Genomic DNA, 526 nt, shown 5'->3' with positions numbered 1-526 from the left:
GGAAGACGGATATTTTGTAAACGTGCGCATCATTAATGATGCAAAAAAATCGTCAATATTCGATAAATACGCGGTTGTTGTTGAGCATCAACTTCGTGGCTGGATGTGAGGGAGACAAATGGCTACATCGACAGTAATTCCAGGAGATATCACCACGCTAAAGGGAGATGTCAGTAAAACTAAGGAAGATATTTCCTCAATTAACGGAAAAGTATCAACGCTTCAGACTGATATGACCAGTGCAAAGCAGGATATCAGCACCAGATACACAAAAACTGAAGTTGATAATAAGCTGAAAAACAAAGTGGAAGTGAACGATCTGGAAAGTGGTCGTTATGGCGGAGATTTTTATCCACTGACAGGTCGTGAAGCGTTTTATTTATGGAATTTGGCCACGACTACAGCGGCGGCAAACCTTTATCTTAATCCTGACCCTGCAATTTCGTCTGTGCTGCGGTCAACATCGTCTATCCGCTATAAACATTCAGTAGAGACAATAGATTCAGAGCACGCTGATCTCATTTTC

The 526-nt window shown here is 41.6% G+C and carries 1 pseudogene; it reads left to right on the top strand.

Annotated elements, in window-relative coordinates:
* Positions 1–118: 118 nt before the first annotated feature.
* A pseudogene (locus ACJHX3_RS25070) lies at positions 119–526 on the top strand (tail fiber domain-containing protein); the annotation flags it as partial.

It is taken from the genome of Escherichia sp. WS1265 (assembly GCF_046487585.1).
Lineage (GTDB): Bacteria > Pseudomonadota > Gammaproteobacteria > Enterobacterales > Enterobacteriaceae > Escherichia > Escherichia coli.
This window is presented reverse-complemented; position numbering and strand designations above follow the sequence as displayed.